At 54.0% G+C, this 18,755-nt stretch carries 17 protein-coding genes; 12 read left to right on the top strand and 5 right to left on the bottom strand.

What is annotated here, in order from left to right:
• The first annotated feature begins 150 nt into the window (after window positions 1–150).
• From mnmC to FEZ62_RS04255, 4 genes are all read left to right on the top strand, one after another.
• A complete protein-coding gene (gene mnmC, locus FEZ62_RS04270) occupies window positions 151–2,121 on the top strand; it encodes a bifunctional tRNA (5-methylaminomethyl-2-thiouridine)(34)-methyltransferase MnmD/FAD-dependent 5-carboxymethylaminomethyl-2-thiouridine(34) oxidoreductase MnmC (RefSeq protein WP_172926909.1) in 1,971 nt (656 codons plus the stop codon).
• 111 nt (window positions 2,122–2,232) lie between these two features.
• A complete protein-coding gene (locus tag FEZ62_RS04265) occupies window positions 2,233–2,499 on the top strand; it encodes a metal-sensing transcriptional repressor (RefSeq protein ID WP_172926908.1) in 267 nt (88 codons plus the stop codon).
• A 28-nt stretch (window positions 2,500–2,527) separates the two neighbouring features.
• Window positions 2,528–3,070: a rhodanese-like domain-containing protein gene (locus FEZ62_RS04260; protein WP_172926907.1), complete on the top strand. Its 543-nt coding sequence runs from the start codon at window positions 2,528–2,530 to the stop codon at window positions 3,068–3,070.
• Window positions 3,067–3,822, top strand: coding sequence for a sulfite exporter TauE/SafE family protein (locus FEZ62_RS04255; RefSeq protein WP_172926906.1), 756 nt, complete (start codon window positions 3,067–3,069; stop codon window positions 3,820–3,822). The genes FEZ62_RS04260 and FEZ62_RS04255 overlap by 4 nt, the downstream gene beginning before the upstream one ends.
• A 115-nt stretch (window positions 3,823–3,937) precedes the next feature.
• Here the strand turns inward: FEZ62_RS04255 and FEZ62_RS04250 are convergent, their stop codons facing one another.
• Window positions 3,938–4,411 carry a MarR family transcriptional regulator gene (locus tag FEZ62_RS04250; protein ID WP_090515351.1) on the bottom strand — a complete coding sequence of 158 codons (474 nt, stop codon included), beginning with the start codon at window positions 4,409–4,411 and terminating at the stop codon, window positions 3,938–3,940.
• A 111-nt stretch (window positions 4,412–4,522) separates the two neighbouring features.
• Between FEZ62_RS04250 and FEZ62_RS04245 the strand changes: the two genes are divergently transcribed.
• The 4 genes from FEZ62_RS04245 (at window position 4,523) to FEZ62_RS04230 (ending at window position 9,787) form a co-directional block, all read left to right on the top strand.
• Entirely contained in the window at window positions 4,523–6,292 is a 1,770-nt protein-coding gene (locus tag FEZ62_RS04245) for an N-acetylglutaminylglutamine amidotransferase (RefSeq protein ID WP_172926905.1), read from the top strand.
• 134 nt (window positions 6,293–6,426) lie between these two features.
• On the top strand, window positions 6,427–8,166 hold the full coding sequence (gene ngg / locus FEZ62_RS04240; protein WP_172926904.1) for an N-acetylglutaminylglutamine synthetase: 1,740 nt from the start codon (window positions 6,427–6,429) through the stop codon (window positions 8,164–8,166).
• 67 nt (window positions 8,167–8,233) lie between these two features.
• Entirely contained in the window at window positions 8,234–9,430 is a 1,197-nt protein-coding gene (locus FEZ62_RS04235; protein ID WP_069900480.1) for an osmoprotectant NAGGN system M42 family peptidase, read from the top strand.
• A gap of 120 nt (window positions 9,431–9,550) precedes the next feature.
• Complete coding sequence (locus FEZ62_RS04230; protein WP_172926903.1) at window positions 9,551–9,787, top strand: YheU family protein; 237 nt, start codon at window positions 9,551–9,553, stop codon at window positions 9,785–9,787.
• 33 nt (window positions 9,788–9,820) lie between these two features.
• Here FEZ62_RS04230 and FEZ62_RS04225 read toward each other — a convergent pair whose 3' ends face one another.
• Window positions 9,821–10,996, bottom strand: coding sequence for an MFS transporter (locus tag FEZ62_RS04225; RefSeq protein WP_172926902.1), 1,176 nt, complete (start codon window positions 10,994–10,996; stop codon window positions 9,821–9,823).
• Between the two features lie 224 nt (window positions 10,997–11,220).
• On the opposite strand from FEZ62_RS04225, the gene rfbB reads away from it, so the two are divergent.
• The 4 genes from rfbB to rfbD all read left to right on the top strand — a co-directional run bounded on the left by rfbB (window position 11,221) and on the right by rfbD (window position 14,647).
• Window positions 11,221–12,279: a dTDP-glucose 4,6-dehydratase gene (gene rfbB / locus FEZ62_RS04220; RefSeq protein WP_172926901.1), complete on the top strand. Its 1,059-nt coding sequence runs from the start codon at window positions 11,221–11,223 to the stop codon at window positions 12,277–12,279.
• 69 nt (window positions 12,280–12,348) lie between these two features.
• Complete coding sequence (rfbA, locus tag FEZ62_RS04215; RefSeq protein WP_172926900.1) at window positions 12,349–13,227, top strand: glucose-1-phosphate thymidylyltransferase RfbA; 879 nt, start codon at window positions 12,349–12,351, stop codon at window positions 13,225–13,227.
• Window positions 13,224–13,766 (top strand): dTDP-4-dehydrorhamnose 3,5-epimerase, encoded by a 543-nt coding sequence (rfbC, locus tag FEZ62_RS04210; protein ID WP_150548961.1) that lies wholly within the window; start codon window positions 13,224–13,226, stop codon window positions 13,764–13,766. The genes rfbA and rfbC overlap by 4 nt, the downstream gene beginning before the upstream one ends.
• A 2-nt stretch (window positions 13,767–13,768) precedes the next feature.
• Entirely contained in the window at window positions 13,769–14,647 is an 879-nt protein-coding gene (gene rfbD / locus FEZ62_RS04205; protein ID WP_172926899.1) for a dTDP-4-dehydrorhamnose reductase, read from the top strand.
• A 41-nt stretch (window positions 14,648–14,688) separates the two neighbouring features.
• On the opposite strand, the gene FEZ62_RS04200 is transcribed toward rfbD, so the two are convergent.
• The 3 genes from FEZ62_RS04200 to FEZ62_RS04190 all read right to left on the bottom strand — a co-directional run bounded on the left by FEZ62_RS04200 (window position 14,689) and on the right by FEZ62_RS04190 (window position 18,310).
• Window positions 14,689–15,492, bottom strand: a complete 804-nt coding sequence (locus FEZ62_RS04200) for an SDR family oxidoreductase (RefSeq protein WP_172926898.1) — start codon at window positions 15,490–15,492, stop codon at window positions 14,689–14,691.
• Window positions 15,493–15,651: 159 nt separating this feature from the next.
• Window positions 15,652–16,935 carry an O-antigen ligase family protein gene (locus FEZ62_RS04195; protein WP_242454897.1) on the bottom strand — a complete coding sequence of 428 codons (1,284 nt, stop codon included), beginning with the start codon at window positions 16,933–16,935 and terminating at the stop codon, window positions 15,652–15,654.
• Window positions 16,925–18,310: an undecaprenyl-phosphate glucose phosphotransferase gene (locus FEZ62_RS04190; RefSeq protein WP_172926896.1), complete on the bottom strand. Its 1,386-nt coding sequence runs from the start codon at window positions 18,308–18,310 to the stop codon at window positions 16,925–16,927. The genes FEZ62_RS04195 and FEZ62_RS04190 overlap by 11 nt, the downstream gene beginning before the upstream one ends.
• Between the last annotated feature and the right edge of the window lie 445 nt (window positions 18,311–18,755).

Raw genomic sequence — 18,755 nt, 5'->3', positions numbered from 1 at the left:
TTGCATACATCAGCCTAGCGGATGATTAGGGGTTCTGTCTGAGCTATAAGCATGGGTTTTCAAGAAAAACGCTTAGCTCGAGCCTCAGCGATTGCATGGATACGGGGCTTTATCAGTTAAAATGAGCGCTGCATTTGCCAGGTAGCCGTCATGTCGCAAACACCAGTCATCGAATACGCTCAGCTCGAATGGGATGAACAGGGCCTGCCCTTCTCCAGCGCCTATGGCGACATCTACTTTTCACGCGATGACGGCCTCGAGGAAACCCGCGTGGTGTTTCTCGAAAACAACCACCTGCCCGAACGCTTTGCGGCGCTGCAAGCCAACGATAATTTTGTGATTGCAGAGACCGGTTTTGGTACCGGCATGAATTTTTTATGCGCCTGGCAACTGTTTAATCGACAAGCGCCTGCCTCTGCCCGCCTGCACTTTATAAGCGTCGAGAAATACCCGCTGAGCCCCGATGACTTAAAGCGCGCACTGGCACTCTGGCCAGAGCTGGTTGAGTTCTCAGAGCCGCTGCTCGGCCAATACGTGGCCATTCATCCAGGCTTTCAGCGCATAAAGCTAGCCGGTGGACGCGTTGTGCTGGACCTGCTGATCGGTGATGGTGTCGAGATGTTCAGCCAACTCGATGCGCGAGTGGATGCATGGTTTCTCGATGGCTTTGCACCTGGGAAAAACCCGCGACTGTGGTCGCCTGAACTGTTCGAACAAGTTGCCAGGCTTTCTGTAGCAGGCACCAGCTTTGGTACGTTCAGCAGCGCCGGGGTGGTACGCCGCGCGCTTAAAGAAGCGGGCTTCACGGTGAAACGCGTCCCGGGCATTGGCAAGAAATGGGAGTTCATCAAAGGTGAATTTACCGGCGAGTCCACTGCCGTGCAAAAACCCTGGTTTGAGCGCCCAGTTAACACGGCGAAAGAGCGTCACGCGCTGGTTATTGGTGCGGGACTGGCGGGCTGCGCAACGGCTGCAAGCCTGGCCCAGCGCGGCTGGAAAGTGACCGTACTGGAGCGTCATTCAAGCATTGCTGCAGAGGCGTCGGGCAACCCGCAAGGCGTGTTATACCTGAAGCTGTCCGCGCACGGCACGGCACTTTCACGGCTGATTGTCAGTGGTTTCGGCTACACCCGCCGTCAGCTTGAACGGCTGAACAAGGGGCTCGACTGGGACAACTGTGGCGTACTGCAACTGGCCTTTGACGACAAAGAGGCGCAGCGTCAGGCAAAGATCGCCCAGGCATTCCCGCAAGCCCTGGTGCAGAACATCAGCCAGAGCCAGGCCGAAGCCATTGCCGGGGTCAAGCTTGAAAGTGGCGGTCTGTACTACCCCCAAGCCGGCTGGGTTCATCCCCCAGCCTTGTGCCAAAGCCTGTGTGCACATGCCAATATCACCCTGCAATTGCATCAGGACGCCCTCCAGCTCAAGCGGGAAGACGGGCTTTGGCAAGCCCGCAATGGCGAGCAATTACTGGCCAGCGCCGAGGTTGTGGTGCTGGCAGGCGCCGCCGATATCAAACAGTTTGAGTACAGCGCCGAATTGCCGCTTAAACGTATTCGCGGGCAAATTACCCGCCTGCCTGAAACCGTGCAAAGTGCTGAACTCAATACTGTTATCTGTGCCGAAGGTTATGTGGCTCCAGCCCGCGATGGCGAACACACACTGGGCGCCAGCTTTGACTTTAACAGTAACGATTTAACGGCAAACGCGCACGATCATGCAGACAACATCGAGTTATTGGAAGCAATCTCCAGCGATCTGAGCCAACGACTCAACGCACGCGAATACCCGGCTGAGTCACTGCAAGGCCGGGCTGCATTTCGTTGCACCAGCCCGGACTATCTGCCCATCGTCGGACCTCTAGCCGATCTGCGCGCCTTCGCTGATGCCTATGCGATTCTGAGCAAGGATGCGCGTCAGATACCGGAGATTAAATGCCCCTGGCTACCGGGTTTGTATATAAACAGCGGCCACGGCTCACGCGGTTTGATTACCGCGCCATTGAGCGGCGAGATGATTGCCGCATGGCTCAATGATGAGCCATTGCCAGTGCCTCGCGATGTTGCAGAGGGCTGCCATCCCAACCGCTTCGCACTGCGCAAACTGGTTCGAAATCTCTAGCTGAGTACGCCCACGCACCCTACACCTTTGATCGGTGGCGGTTGCAAAACTGCGCCTACGCAACAATACTCCCCCCTGTATATATACTCCCAGGGGTATAAGAGAAAACCGATGACAACACCAACAACTAACCAACAGGACGCCATGCTCAAGCGCCTGGCCCGCGTTGAGGGGCAGATTCGCGGCATTCAGGCCATGATTCGCCGTGGCGAAGAATGCGAGTCGATTGCTCAACAGTTCTCGGCCGCCCGCAAGGCGCTAGATAAAGCCTATCAGGAGATGCTGGCCTGCCTGATTGAGGAAACCATGCTCAACGAAAATGGCGACGCCCAGGCCACTCTCGCCCGAGTGCGCGCCATTTTCACCAAATACACCTGAAAACCGATCTCAGTGTGGGGGTAAGCAAATGACCACAGACATCCAGACAATCGATGCTGGCGCATTCGCCGACAAGCAGCGTCAGGGCCAAACCCGTTTTTTGCTCGATGTGCGCAGCCCAGCTGAATTTCGTGCCGAACACGTGGCCGGTGCACGCAATGTTCCGCTCGATCAGTTGCAACCCGAGCAGTTGGCAGCTCAACTCAAGGCCGATGGCCTGCAGCGCGGTGATGAGCTGTACCTGCTCTGTCAAAGCGGCATGCGTGCGCGCAAAGCTGCTGAACAGCTAAAGCAATTACTGCCCGGCGTTCGGGTTATCGACGGCGGCACCAACGCCTGCGTAGCTTGCGGCGTAGCAACGAACAAGGCCGAATCCGCAGTCATCAGCATTCAACGCCAAGTGCAGATCACCGCAGGTTCGCTGGTACTGCTCGGGGTGATACTGGGCGCAACTGTGTCCCCTGCCTGGGTTGGCCTGAGCGCCTTTGTGGGGGCCGGCCTGACCTTCGCCGGCATCAGCAACACCTGCGCCATGGCGCTACTGCTCGCCCGCATGCCGTGGAATAAATGATGAACATGCTGGCCGAGTCGCTCGCAGTTGGCAGCATTCTCGGCTTGCTGCTGGGGCTTACCGGCGCAGGCGGCTCGCTAGTTGCCCTGCCCTTGTTGCTCAGCCTGCACTTGCCACTGCGCGATGCGATTGGCGTGAGCCTTGGCGCTGTCGCGTTAACCGCACTGGTCGGCGCCATACCCCGCGCCCGGCAAGGCAAGGTTGCGTGGAAACCGGCGCTATTGCTGACGCTCAGCGGTTTGCCGGGCAACGCGACAGGTCAATGGCTGGGCCAATTTATCCCAGAGAAAGCTCTGGTTGTGGCCTTCTGCTTGCTCGTACTTTGGGCGGCGTGGCGAATGTGGCGCAGCAGCAGTTTGCCACGTGCGAGCGAAGGCCCATTACGCAGCGGCCCACTGGTGTTGATTGGCATTGGCGTCGGCTTGCTGTCGGGACTGATGGGCGTCGGCGGCGGCTTTCTGGTAGTGCCTGCACTTCTGTGGTTTACCCCGCTGTCGCTGCTGTCGGCCATGGCCACATCAATGGCGGTAATTTCACTGGTATCAGGCGGAGGATTTTTACTTTACCTGAGCCACGCCAGCCCATCGCCACAGTTACTTGCAGGGCTTACCGCAGGCGGCGCAGTCGGGGTAATGGCCGGTAACTTTCTGGCTCAACGCATTGGCGGGCGCTTGCTGCAACGGATCTTTGCACTGATGCTGGTCATCGTCAGCCTGACGCTTGCCGCTCAAAAACTTTTTGCAGGCAGCTGAACCAGCCAGCCGATAACGACGCCTATTGCGCACGAATTCGCCAGCAAAATTGGCCACACCCAGACTGACGAATGTTGCCTCAACGACGAGTCAAACTTGCAGCAAACACTCAGACTCACTCGACTTCGGCACACAACTCGGCAGCGCGTAGCAATGTTGCGGTCAGCTGATAACGCTCCCACTCAGCTAGCTCGGCGAAGTGTTTATTAAACTCGGGAGGCAACAGGGAAGGCGCTTGCTTGAGCAATTCACGCCCGGCATCACTGATCAACAGCCATTGGCGACGACGGTCCTGATCATCACGCTGGCGATGCAACAGGTTGCGCTCTTCAAGCCGGTCGATCATGCCCGACAACGTCGCCGCGGTGAGACTGACGCGACCGCTCAAATCACTTGCCGTTAATCGGGCCTCACCCGCCAACACTTGCAATATCATCAACTGCATCGGCGTCAGCCCGCCAAAGCGACTGAGCCTCTTGGCATGCACCTCTCCTGCCTGCTGCAAACGGCGCAAGGCCTTGAAAATCGGCATTTCGAAGGCCAAAACAGATGACAAATCCATTTCAGTAGAAACTATTTTTTTAGACATATTCGCCTTTCATAAGACATTAAAGCTTTGACATGAAAGCATTATTTTGTTTTCGTGTAAAAGGTTCGGTGCATCCGAACACCTCCCCAACGGCAACACCGGTAAGGAAATATGTGCGGAATAGCTGGAGAATTACGTTTTGATCAACGACCGGCCGACCTGGCTGCAGTCGAGCGAATCACCCATCATCTGGCCCCTCGCGGCCCGGATGCCCATGGTTTTCACAGCCAGGGGCCAATAGCCCTCGGCCACCGACGCCTGAAAATTATGGATCTGGCGGAAGCTTCCGGCCAACCCATGATCGACAGCGACCTGGGTTTGTCGATGGTCTTCAATGGCGCCATCTACAACTACCCTGAACTGCGCGAAGAGCTCAAAGCACTGGGCTATCGCTTCTTCTCGGGTGGCGACACCGAAGTCCTGCTCAAGGGCTATCACGCCTGGGGTAAGGATTTGCTGCCCAAGCTCAACGGCATGTTTGCCTTTGCCGTTTGGGAGCGCGATACCCAGCAGCTCTTCATCGCCCGTGACCGCCTCGGGGTCAAACCCCTGTATCTGTCGCGTACCGGCCAGCGCCTGCGCTTCGCGTCAAGCCTGCCAGCGTTGGTAAAAGGCGGCGACATCAGCAAAGCACTCGACCCGATTGCGCTGAATCATTATCTCAATTTCCACGCCGTCGTGCCGGCCCCGCGGACGATTCTTGCAGGTGTCGAAAAACTCGCCCCTGCCAGTTGGATGCGCTTTGACGCGCAGGGCAACTGCGAGCAACAAACCTGGTGGAATCTTGAGTTCGGCCCTAAAGCCGATGAGCAGGCATTCGATTTTGAAGACTGGCGTGATCAAGTGCTCACCAGCATGCGCGAAGCCGTTTCGATTCGCCAACGCGCTGCCGTTGACGTCGGTGTTCTGCTCTCTGGCGGCGTTGATTCGAGCATGCTGGTTGGCTTGCTGCGTGAAGCGGGCGTCGAGAACCTGTCGACCTTCTCGATCGGCTTTCAGGACGCCGGTGGCGAGCGTGGTGACGAGTTCCAGTACTCAGACCTGATCGCAGAGCGCTTCAACACTCAACACCACCAATTGCGCATTGGTGAAAGCGAGATTCTTGACCAGTTGCCTGCCGCATTTGGCGCCATGAGCGAGCCGATGGTCAGCCATGACTGCATCGCGTTCTACTTGCTCTCACGCGAAGTCGCCAAACACTGCAAAGTGGTGCAAAGCGGCCAGGGTGCCGATGAGTTGTTTGCAGGCTATCACTGGTACCCGGAAGTGGATGGTGCAGACGATGCATTCGCTGCCTATCGCAAGGCCTTCTTCGACCGCGAGCATGATGAATATGCAGCCTGCGTACAGCCCGCCTGGCTGACCGATGACCACGCCGGCGAATTTGTCCGCGAACACTTCGCACAGCCTGGGGCCAGTGCGGCGGTAGACAAAGCGCTGCGCCTGGACAGCACCGTAATGCTGGTCGATGACCCGGTTAAACGTGTCGACAACATGACCATGGCCTGGGGCCTGGAGGCGCGTACACCGTTCCTCGATTATCGCGTTGCGGAACTCTCGGCACGTATTCCGGGTCGATTCAAGTTACCGGAGGGCGGCAAATACGTCTTGAAAGAAGCCGCGCGTAAAGTCATTCCGGATGCCGTGATTGACCGCAAGAAGGGCTACTTCCCCGTACCGGGTTTGAAGCATCTTGAAGGCGCAACACTGGGCTGGGTACGCGACTTGCTGGTTGATCCGAGCCAGGACCGTGGCCTGTTCAACCCGGCAATGATCGACAAACTGTTGTCGGACCCGCATGGCCAGCTGACACCGCTGCGCGGCTCCAAATTATGGCAAATGGCGGCACTCAACCTCTGGCTTAACGAACAGGGGCTGTAACGAAAAAAAGCGGAGTGCATGTGCACTCCGCGTTGGTTTATCAGGCGTAGCCGGAGTAAATACCGGTCGACAACGCGAATATTAATGACCCGGAAACCATCCGGGCGTCGCAGACAGCAAAGGATCACTCTCCAATGCGACCTACTGCCATCAATCAACGCCTCTTGCGCGGCCAAACACCCTCTTACGAACGCCTGCAAGCGCGCCTCGCTGAAGACCGCGATGCCAAACCCAGCACGCCGGTTGCCGTGCATTGCGGCTGGGGTCGGTTACTCATCGGCCATACGTTTGCCGATACAGAGAAGCTTGTCACCGAACTCATCAGCGAAGAGCCTGGCGAGCGCGATATTGCGCTGTATGTTTCAGCGCCGCATCAGGTGCTCGCCTATGCGCCCCAGCAGTTGTTTCTCGACCCTTCCGACACGCTGCGTTTGTGGTTCAGCGACTACCGCCCTGCCCGTCGCGGCTTTCGCGGTTATCGCATTCGTCGCGCCCAGAATGACGCCGACTGGCAGGCGATCAACTGCCTGTATCAGGCGCGAGGCATGCAGCCGATTGTTCCAGAAAAACTCACGCCCCATGAGCAAGGTGGCCCGACGTACTGGCTGGCAGAAGATGAAGACAGCGGCAATATCATCGGCAGCGTGATGGGGCTCAATCACCAGCGGGCCTACCGCGACCCCGAAAACGGCAGCAGCTTGTGGTGCCTGGCAGTAGACCCACAATGCAGTCGGCCGGGCGTTGGCGAAGTGCTGGTTCGCCACTTGATTGAACACTATCAAAGCCGTGGCCTCAGCCATCTGGATCTTTCAGTTCTGCACGACAACAAACAAGCCAAGCGTCTGTACGCCAAACTGGGGTTTCGCGAGCTGCAAACCTTCAGCATCAAGCGTAAAAACGGCATCAATCAGACCCTGTTCCTTGGCCCTGGCCCGCACAGCGAGATGAATCCGTATGCGCGGATAATCGTCGATGAAGCATTGCGCCGGGGCATTGAAGTGCAGGTTGATGATGCGGAGGCAGGCCTGTTCACCCTCAATCATGGCGGCCGGAGGATTCGCTGCCGTGAGTCACTGACCGACCTGACCAGCGCCGTCAGCATGACCTTGTGTCAGGACAAACGCCTGACCCATCGCGCACTTTCTCGCGCTGGCTTATGCCTGCCTGATCAGCGCCTGGCAGCCAGCGCCGAGGACAACGCGACCTTCCTGAAAAAGCACGGTCGCGTCGTGGTCAAGCCAGTTGACGGCGAACAAGGCCAAGGCGTTGCAGTGGATCTGCGCACGCCAGGTGAAGTGCATGACGCCATCGAACGGGCCAAACCCTTTGATGAGCGGGTGATACTCGAAAGCTTCCACGAAGGGCTGGATCTGCGCATCGTAGTCATCGGCTTCGAAGTCGTCGCGGCCGCTATTCGCCGCCCTGCTGAGGTGATTGGCGACGGGCTGCACAGCATCGGTGACTTGATCGATGCACAAAGCCGCCGTCGCCAAGCCGCAACGGCCGGCGAAAGCCGCATCCCCAAAGATGCAGAAACCCTGCGCACCCTGCAATCAGCCGGCTTCGACTACGACAGCGTGCTGCCGACCGGCCAGCGTTTGGCCGTGCGCAAAACTGCCAACCTGCACACCGGCGGCAGCCTGGAGGATGTCACTGACACCCTGCATCCGGTACTGGCAGACGCCGCAAGACGCGCCGCCCGCGCGCTGGATATCCCAGTGGTCGGGCTGGACCTGTTAGTGCCTGCTGCCGACCAGCAGGAATATGTGTTCATTGAAGCCAATGAACGCGCCGGCCTGGCCAATCACGAACCGCAACCGACAGCTGAACGCTTTGTCGACCTGCTCTTCCCCCTGAGCCAGGTCGTGAGTTAGTCAGCCATCCGCCGCATTGCTGCTGCGCTGAGCGCGCGCAGTGCGGCTTCGCGAATCAAGGAGAGTTATGAGCCAACTACCGCAGCCAGATCTCGAATACCTGCAAAAAGTCCTGCTTGAGATGCTCGCCATTCCCAGCCCGACAGGCTTCACCGACACCATCGTGCGTTACGTCGCCGAACAGTTGAATGAGCTTGGCATCCCATTTGAAATGACCCGCCGTGGCACCATCCGCGCCACCCTCAAGGGCAAACTGCAAAGCCCGGATCGCGCCGTCTCAGCACACCTCGACACCATCGGCGCAAGCGTCCGCATCATTCAGGACAATGGTCGTCTGGGTCTGGCCCCGATTGGCCATTGGTCGAGCCGCTTTGCCGAAGGCAGCCGCGTCAGCGTGTTCACAGACAACGGCGTATTGCGCGGCAGCGTGCTGCCTTTGCTTGCCTCTGGCCACGCCTTCAACACCGCAATCGACCAGATGCCCGTGACCTGGGATCATGTCGAACTTCGCCTCGACGCGATGACTACAACCCGTGCCGACAGCGAGTGCCTGGGAGTATCGGTAGGCGATTTCGTGGCCTTCGATCCGCTGCCAGAATTCACCGAAAGCGGGCACATCAGCGCTCGCCATCTGGATGACAAAGCAGGCGTCGCCGCGCTACTGGCAGCCCTGAAAGCAGTGGTGGACAGCGGCATAGAACCACCGATCGACTGCCACCCACTGTTCACCATCACCGAAGAAGTCGGCTCCGGCGCTGCCGCCGCGTTGCCCTGGGATGTGAGTGAGTTCGTCGGTATAGACATCGCCCCCGTAGCGCCAGGCCAGCAGTCCAGCGAGCATACAGTGAGCGTGGCGATGCAGGACTCCGGCGGCCCGTACGACTATCACCTGTCGCGACAGTTATTGCGCCTGGCCGGCGAGAATGAAATCCCGGTGCGCCGCGATTTGTTCCGCTATTACCACAGCGATGCGCAATCCGCGGTAACCGCCGGCCACGACATTCGCACCGCGCTGCTGGCGTTCGGCTGTGATGCTACCCACGGCTATGAACGCACGCATATCGACAGCCTCGCGGCGCTCAGCCGCTTGCTGGGCGCTTATCTGCTGAGCCCGCCGGTATTCGCCAGCGATGCCCAGCCCGCAGAAGGCACGCTGGAGCGTTTCAGCCATCAACTCGAGCATCAAACCCAGATGGCCAGCGACACCCGCGTACCATCGGTGGACAGCGTACTGGCGACGCCCGCGAAGAAAAAACGCAAATAGTCTGGCGAGGCGGCAGCCTGTTCTTGGGCTGCCTGCCACGTCTGACTATTTAGCCAACTACAGACTCGACTGCGCGACCTCTGCGCATTAGCATCGCGGCAGTTCACTGGAGAACACACCGTGCTAATCCCCGCCAACATGCTCGACGCCGACACTCTCACCCGCCTCATCGAAGACTTCGTCACCCGCGACGGTACCGACAATGGTGATGAAACCCCGCTGGAGACACGCGTGCAACGCGTACGTACTGCACTGGACAAAGGTCAGGCGGTTATCGTTTTCGATCCGGAAAGCCAACAGTGCCAGCTAGCACTCAAACACGAAGTGCCAAAAGAATGGCTGGAAGATCTGGAGTGATTGCACGCACTTGATTAGGCGCGTGCGCGCGAATTAATCAGCAGGCTTACGGCCCTTCAGCATCAATATCGCAAGAACCGTCATCAGCATCGCCAGGCACATGAGCACCACAAACGGTAGCTGATAACTGCCCGATAAGTCCCGCGCCAAACCGCTCAAGACAGGCGTGAGCGAGCCAACGCTATATCCCATAAACAGCATCATCGCGGTCCAACGGCTCACGGCCAGCGGTGTATTGACCTCGTAAAGCGGCAACACCAGCGACAGCGAGAATGAGCCACTCAAGGAAAGCCCCAGCGCGACAGCCCAAACCTCGGGCACAAGCAATGGTGCAAAGCTGATCATGGCCAGACAAATACTGGTAACCACACCACACAAGATCAACAGCTGCGGGCGACTGTCAAAACGCTGAGCGAGCCATGGCATGATAAAGGCGCTGGGCAAACCCATCAGCATGATCATGCCGAACAGCGCATTACTGTGGTTCATCGACAAACCGGCTTCGTGATAACGCGCAACCGCCCGCGTTGCCAGCGCGTAAAACAATCCCGCCTGAATCGCGAAAAAACCGCTGATCAGCCAGGCCCTGGGTTTATTCCACGGCAACCCGACGGACTCAACAGCGGCGCTTTTTTGCGACGCAACCTCTCGCGTGTTTGGAATAAATAACCACAACACTACGCCCAGCAATGCCGGCACAGCCCAAACCGATAAACCACCCACCCAGCCAAGCCCAAACAACTCCATCAGAGGAAAAGTCAGCACCGCCCCTGCAGCACCGCCAATGGCCATGCTCAAGGAATACCACGCGAGAACCTGCCCCACTCCACTGACAAAATGACGCTTGATAAAGCCCGAAATCAGCGGCCCAGCCACCGCAATCCCCGCCCCCAACAAGGCAGCCGTGCTGATCAGCAGCACACTCGAATCACCCGCAAGGCGCAATGCCAGAGCCAAGGTAATCAGCCCCAAACAAACTGTAATCGTACGTTCAAGACCAAACTGCAACGCAAGGCGCGGCGCGAAAGGTGCTAACAAGCCCATGCACAAGACCGGCAGCGCCGTGCTCAGGCTCATGACGCTACGGCTCAGTGAAAGCTCATTGGCGATCCGCTCGATCAATGGTGCAAACGAGGTGATACCAGGGCGCAGATTGACTGCAGCAATAATTAGCGCGGCAAAGAGTAAGGGGCGTGATGCGGGCTTCACGGGGGATTCCAAATGATTCGATAAGTAGCCGGTAACCCTAACCATCGGCCTGATTATCAGCAAGTGTTAACCATAAAAAAGTTGACCATTAAGTCAAATTAACTGCCCTGCTGAAATCACAGAAAAAGGCCTTTGAAGAAACGTGTTCGAAGATGGGGTAATATGGATGGCTTAGCATGCAGCTTAATACACTTGGAAAATTAGCTTTAGCGGAGAAGGCATTGATGCGGATTATTGTAACGGGCGGCGCGGGATTTATCGGTTCTGCTGTGGTTCGACACCTGATTGCGAACAAAGAGTGCGTCGTCGCCAACCTCGATAAGCTGACCTATGCAGGCAACCTCGAATCGCTTGCTGATGTGAAGGACTCATCGCGCTACAGCTTTTACCAGGTTGATATCTGTGACAGCGCTGCATTGGATGCGGTATTCGCCGAGTTCAAACCCAGTGCAGTAATGCACCTCGCAGCAGAGTCACATGTTGACCGCTCTATCGATGGCCCCGCCGAGTTCATCCAAACCAACATTGTCGGCACATACAACCTGCTGGAGGCCACGCGTCGCTACTGGAACGCATTGGCTGATGATGAAAAGAGCGGCTTTCGCTTTCAGCACATCTCCACCGATGAAGTCTACGGTGACCTTGAAGGCACCGATGACCTGTTCACCGAAAACACCTCCTATGCACCCAGCTCGCCCTATTCCGCCTCCAAGGCCAGCTCCGACCACCTGGTCCGGGCGTGGCAGCGTACCTATGGCTTGCCGGTGCTGCTGACCAACTGCTCGAACAACTACGGCCCGTACCACTTCCCGGAAAAGTTGATTCCTCACGTAATTCTCAATGCACTGGCGGGCAAACCCCTGCCGGTTTATGGCGATGGCTCGCAAATACGTGATTGGTTGTATGTCGAAGACCACGCCCGCGCTTTGGTTGAAGTGGTAAGCAAAGGGGCTGTTGGAGAGACTTACAACATTGGTGGGCACAATGAAAAGCGCAATCTAGAGGTTGTGCAAACTATTTGTGAACTGCTTGACGAACTGGTGCCACAAGCCTCAAAACAAAGCTACAAGGAGTTGATCACCTTCGTTAAAGACCGCCCGGGTCATGACCTGCGCTACGCCATTGACGCTTCTAAAATCGAGCGTGAATTAGGCTGGACGCCGCAAGAGACCTTCGACAGCGGCTTGCGCAAGACGGTGCACTGGTACCTCGATAATAAAGACTGGTGGCAACGCGTGCTGTCAGGCGATTATCGACTAGGCCGGCTCGGCGCCACACTCTAATTGAGCTGCTGGGCAAAATTGAGTGCGCCCTGCTGCAGCAACCCAAACAGAATCAAACAGGACGTTTACATGAAAGGTATCATTCTTGCTGGCGGCTCCGGCACGCGCCTGCACCCCATTACCCGTGGCGTGTCCAAGCAGCTCTTGCCAATTTATGACAAGCCAATGATTTACTACCCGCTGTCCGTGCTGATGCTCGCGGGGATTCGTGAAATATTGATCATCTCGACGCCTGAAGATCTCGCCCAATTCCGCAAGCTGCTCGGCAACGGAGATGAGTTTGGTATAGAACTAAGCTATGCCGAACAACCTTCACCTGATGGCTTGGCGCAAGCATTTATTATTGGCGAAACGTTTATTGGCGACAGCAATGTCTGCCTGATTCTTGGCGACAATATCTTTTACGGTTACGGCTTCAGTTCTATGCTCAAACAAGCCGCCAGCCGAACTCAAGGAGCCACTGTATTTGGCTACCATGTCAGTGACCCAGAGCGATTTGGCGTTGTCGAGTTTGACCAAACAGGCAAGGCGATCTCTATTGAGGAGAAGCCAGCCAAGCCAAAGTCCAACTATGCAGTGACTGGCCTGTATTTCTACGATAACTCAGTGGTTGAGATCGCCAAGAACGTCAAGCCATCCGCACGCGGGGAACTTGAGATCACCGATGTCAACAACGCCTACCTGCAACGCGGCGACTTGCACGTCAGCATGTTTGGCCGTGGCTTCGCTTGGCTGGACACCGGCACCCATGACTCGCTGATGGAAGCCAGCCAATTCGTGCATACCATTGAAATGCGCCAGGGCCTGAAAGTCGCCTGCCTCGAAGAGATCGCTTACGCGCAAGGCTGGCTCTCTGCCGAGCAGTTATCCGCACAAGCCAAGGCATTGAGCAAAACAGGCTACGGGCAGTATCTGACCCGACTGCTTGAGCAGGAGAAAGCACAGTGAAGGTAATAGAAACGGCACTTGCAGGCGTACTGATCATCGAGCCTAAGGTATTTGGCGATCATCGAGGCTTCTTCCTCGAAAGCTTCCAGACCGAACGCTATCGCGACGCTGGGATTGACCTGCCCTTCGTCCAGGATAATCACTCACGTTCGCAGCGCGGCGTGCTGCGTGGCCTGCACTTTCAGCGCACTCGCCCGCAAGGCAAGCTCGTCAGTGTCAGCCGTGGCTCGGTGTATGACGTTGCAGTCGATATTAATCCGCAATCACCCACCTGCGGACAATACGTAGGCGTTGAATTGAACGATGAAAACCATCGTCAACTCTGGGTGCCGCCAGGCTATGCTCACGGTTTTTGTGTATTAAGTGAGGTCGCGGACTTTCAGTACAAATGTACCGACCTCTACTTCCCGGAAGACGAAGGCGGTTTGATTTGGAATGACCCCGAGGTGAATATTCCCTGGCCAATCGAGCAGCCGTTGCTATCCGGTAAAGACCAGCTCAACCCGACATTGCAACAATTGCTCGGCAAAGAGGGCTGAACATGCACGTATTGATTACTGGCGCTCAGGGTCAAGTTGGCCAGGAACTCATTCGCTTGGCACCTGCTGACTTTTCGGTGATAGGCCTGGGCTCGAGCGAACTGGATATCAGCAACCCAGAGCAAGTTGTCAGCCAGATTAGCGAACTGAAGCCGCAGCTAATCATTAACGCAGCCGCTTATACCGCAGTCGATAAAGCGGAAACAGTCAGCGAACGCGCCTATGCCGTTAACGCAAAAGGCGCTGAAAACCTGGCCGCTTCTTCTGCAGCGCTTGGCATCCCAATGCTGCATATTTCTACCGATTATGTGTTTAGCGGCGATGCCAGCGCGCCCTATAAAGAGACGGACTCAACCGGCCCCACCGGGATTTATGGAGCCAGTAAGCTTGCAGGTGAACTGGCTGTGGCCAAACAGTGCGCACAACACGTAATCATGCGCACAAGCTGGGTGTTTGGTGCTCAGGGCAATAACTTTGTTAAAACCATGCTGCGCCTGGCCCAAAGCCGTGATGAATTGGGTGTTGTAGCCGATCAACATGGCTGCCCCACATCGGCAGCTAGTATTGCCAAGGCACTGTGGTCACTTGCCAGCCAATACAGCAACAAGGGCAACCTGAACTGGGGCATCTATCATTTCAGCAACATGCCAGCGACAACCTGGCATGGTTTTGCAGAAGAGATTTTTAACCAGGCAGTTGCTTTCAAAATATTGGCAAAAGTGCCCCAGGTAAACCCAATCAATACACAGGACTACCCGACACCGGCACGCCGCCCGGCTTGGTCGGTTATGGACTGCAGCTTGATTGAGGAGAAGCTGAATATTACGCAGAGCGACTGGCGGGATGAGCTAAGGGAAATGCTCAAGGAAATGGCTATTTGATATGAAAAAGAGGAGCGATAAACGCTCCTCTTTTGCGTAGATTAACTGCTTTTCGCCTTCATTTTGCCGGCCATTTTGGCCATCTCATCGTAGAGCATCTGCGGGTTCTGCTGCTTAAGCGCCCAGGCCATGCGGCCTTGCTCGTGCGGCAGAATCATAAACTCGCCCTGTTCCACCTGCTGATAAATATAATCAGCGATATCTTGAGCACTGATCGGCGAACTCTCAAGCAGCTTGCCCACTTGGGCTTTCATCGCAGGGGTTGGGCCACGAAATGAATCCAGCAAGTTAGTCTGGAAGAACGAAGGGCAAACAACGTGAACCCCGACGCCCTGATCTTTTAACTCTATCAACAAGCTTTCAGAAAGCGCTACAACACCTGCCTTGGCCACGTTGTAATTGCTCATAGCCGGGCCCTGCATCAAGGCTGCCATGGATGCGATGTTGATAATTTTGCCTTCGCTACGTTCAAGTAATGGCAGAAAGGCCTTACACCCTTTCACCACGCCCATCAGGTTGATAGCAATCTGCCAATCCCAATCCTCAAGCGAAAGCTCGCTGAAGAAACCACCTGAAGCAACACCGGCGTTATTGACGATCACATCAATACCGCCGAACCTCTCATCACAAGCTTGGGCGAACTCAGTGAGCTGGCTGTAGTCGCGCACATCGCAGCGCTGGGTGAAACCATCACCGCCAGCATCACGAACCAGCGCAAGTGTTTCAGCTAAACCTTCAGCGTTAACATCTGAGAGAGCAAGCTGAGAGCCTTCACGCGCCCAACGTAACGCTATTTCGCGGCCTAAGCCTGAACCTGCGCCAGTAATCATGATGCGATTTTGCATACAGAGTCGCCTTCAATTTTAATGTTCGGCTAACTGTATCAATTTTGTTTATGAGTAAGCCCAAAATAACACGCATGAATATTAGAGATAGATGTGAAGGCTATGATGCTGGAGCAACCTAGAGAGCTGAAAGGAGCCTAACAACAAAGTAGGTGAATATTACTCAACATGATTCACTTGTTTGGCATCAGACTTTTTAATGCCGAGAAGAATGGCTATAGGGAACCAAACGACAACCCAGTAAGGATTAGGACGCATGATGATGGAGTGTACCTCCGAAACCATTGCAACCATACAAAATATCAACAGCGCTGCGCCTAATTTGGCCAAGGGCTGCTCACGACACGCCCAAGCCTTTCGAAACAAACTCACGAGCAAAGATAGGAATAAGATAAGACCTACGACACCATATTCATACCAGAGCTGCAAATATAAACTGTGGGCTTGGTTGACTGTAAAACCTGCTGGAATTTTTCCCATACCACCAGGAAAGGTGAAACTGAAGATACTGCCTGCACCATTACCCCACATCCAAAATGTAGGTAATTGATCAAGCCATGCACCCCAAATTAACTGCCTGCCATTAACCCCAATCTTTTGCTCATTATATATTTCCGACCAGAACACAAACAAACTAAGAGCAATAACCAGACAACCAAACGTCATAAGAATTTTAGATTTTTTATTCCAACTGAAGATCAGCAGCATGAAACCTGAAAAAGCAGTTGCGAACCAAGCTCCACGAGAGAAGGTATAAAGCACATAGAAAAGTAGAGAAAACAAACCGACAAACAGGAAAACACACTGCCAGTGTTTGAGTTTAAAATTGAGATAAAACCAAGTCAAAACTATTGAAAAAACACCGTAATACAGGCCAGCATAGATTGGATGGTCTAAGTCTGCAAACCCCCTCCACCCAAGCTGAAATAAACGATGCCAACGAGCAGACTCATAATCGAGCGGATGATTGAGAACAAGGAATTGATAGTACAGGGTTAAAATTGCTGCAACTGCAACCACTAAAGACGAAGACGCCAAAACACAGCAAAACCGCCTCTCATCAAAAACTAAAAAGCCAATGACAGACAGGTATAAAAGAATATAAAAAACATTTTTAAACCAGTGCAAGAAGTTATCGCCAGCAGCATTGTTGACTAATGAATACACCAGCACCCAACCAAACAAAGCACTAATTAGGAGCATAGAGCGCTGCAACCAAAAAACCTTAGATAACACAGAAACAAACAAAACTAACAGAGAAGGAAGAAACAACAATAAATTAAGCTGAGTCGCATAACGACTATTGTCATTATTAAAAACCAAACCTGACAACTGAACAAAAACGCCAATCCCGAGAAGGAAGTACAAACTGGAATGAAAACTTAGGAGCGACAGCTTGAAGGACTGACGCAGCCAAAGGAAAAAAGAATTATTAGTAAGCATTTTTTCCAAGAAAGCCCTTAAATACGGTGAGAATTATAATTTTTAAATCGAGAAATAATGACCAGTTGTCGATATACCACAAATCATGCTCAACTCTGTCTTTCATTTTGTCAAGAGTGTCCGTCTCACCACGATAACCATTGACTTGCGCCCAACCCGTTATGCCCGGCTTTACCATATGACGCTGCATATATGACTCTACGAGGTCTTTATAATACTCATTATGAGCAAGTGCATGAGGACGAGGACCGACAATTGACATGCGCCCTTGCAGAACGTTGAGGAACTGGGGCAATTCATCAAGGCTAGTTTTGCGTAAAAAGGCCCCTAGACGAGTGATTCGAGAATCACCACGTGAAGCCTGAGTGACTTTATCTGCTGACTCTTCATGCACAACCATTGAACGAAACTTATAAACTTTAAAGCGCTTACCGTTGATACCCATTCGATATTGTTTGAACAAGATCGGCCCCGGAGAATCAAGTTTGATGGCAATGGCAATTAAGATACAAACTGGGATTATCAATAGAGAGATGATGCTACCAAGCATTATATCTTCAATCCGTTTTACAATGCGTGCAGGTCCATCCATAGGGCTACAGCTCAGATCAAGAGAGTAACGGCCCGCAATACGGCTAACTTTATGATTGAGTAACGGGATATCACCCAGGTCAGGAAAGAAGCGAACCTCGACCATATGATGGCGTAAACCGTAAAGAATCTTCTCAAGCGACTCAGCATCTTTGAGCGATAGACACAACCACACTTCGTGGGCGCCAGTTTGAGCTAAAGCTTGCTTGAGTTCGTTGATCCAGACCTCACCAGACTGGAAAGGAAGAGATTTGAGGATCTTAAAACCTGATTCGCCTAAATCGAGCCCTGAATTTAGTGAGCTGGCTACCCGCCCGCCCTCTCCAACAAGTAAAACACCTTTAAGATTCCGCCCCTTAGAACGAGCTGCACGAAGGAGAAGCATCACAAAAACACGAAGCAGCGTGGTGAAACCTATACCCAAGCACAAGGCCGTTGCAAACCAAACACGAGAATAAACACCCGAGACTTTTAAAAAGAAAGCAGTAGCAAGTACAGCCCCAGCGCCGACAAACCAGCCAAAATAAACAGAGCCGATCTGCCTGACGAACGAGCGACCTCGCCAAGAGCCATAAACGCCGCTCATCACCAGACTAATCATCACGACAACGCCCATAAACAGGGTTGCTGTGTTATACCGCCCTGGCATACCCCAATCACCAAATCGAATGAAATAGGCTAAATAACAAGCAAAAATGACGATTCCTAAGTCAATAATAGTAGCAACAAGAGGTATAGGATAGCGCTCAGCGAATGTAGGCTGATGATGAATGGCCTGTGTCATGTTTGTAAGCTAAGCTCCAACGTATTTAAAAATATAGGCGTTTAGCTGTGTATATTAACATGACATGGAAAAAAAAATCAGCAAAGTGAAGACGCTGTATCTCACTCCGCCGTAACTCCACCTGTGCCGACGGAGAAACAGGACGATGAGAAACTGACAAGACTCCTCACTTGACGTAAGAGAACAGGTATTGACGTCAAAACAAACTGCTTGCTATTCAGTTGTCACTTCACAATTCAAATGGAAGATTATGACCACAAGTATTCGTAATCCTAGGAACTACCAGCACTTAGTAAAACTATTTGAATACAGGAGAACTGATAGTAAAAAATGCTACATTGATGCATGGATACCGAAGTCAAGAAGTAGATTTTGTGATAATAGAGAATTAACTGCGAATAAGACCCTATTGATACTACTAGCACATCAGGCGGAGCAAACTAAT

The organism is Pseudomonas sp. MS19 (assembly GCF_013277615.1).
GTDB classification, from domain to species: Bacteria; Pseudomonadota; Gammaproteobacteria; order Pseudomonadales; family Pseudomonadaceae; genus Aquipseudomonas; species Aquipseudomonas marincola.
Note: the sequence above shows the minus strand (reverse complement) of the source record. Positions and strands in the feature narration are given on the sequence as shown.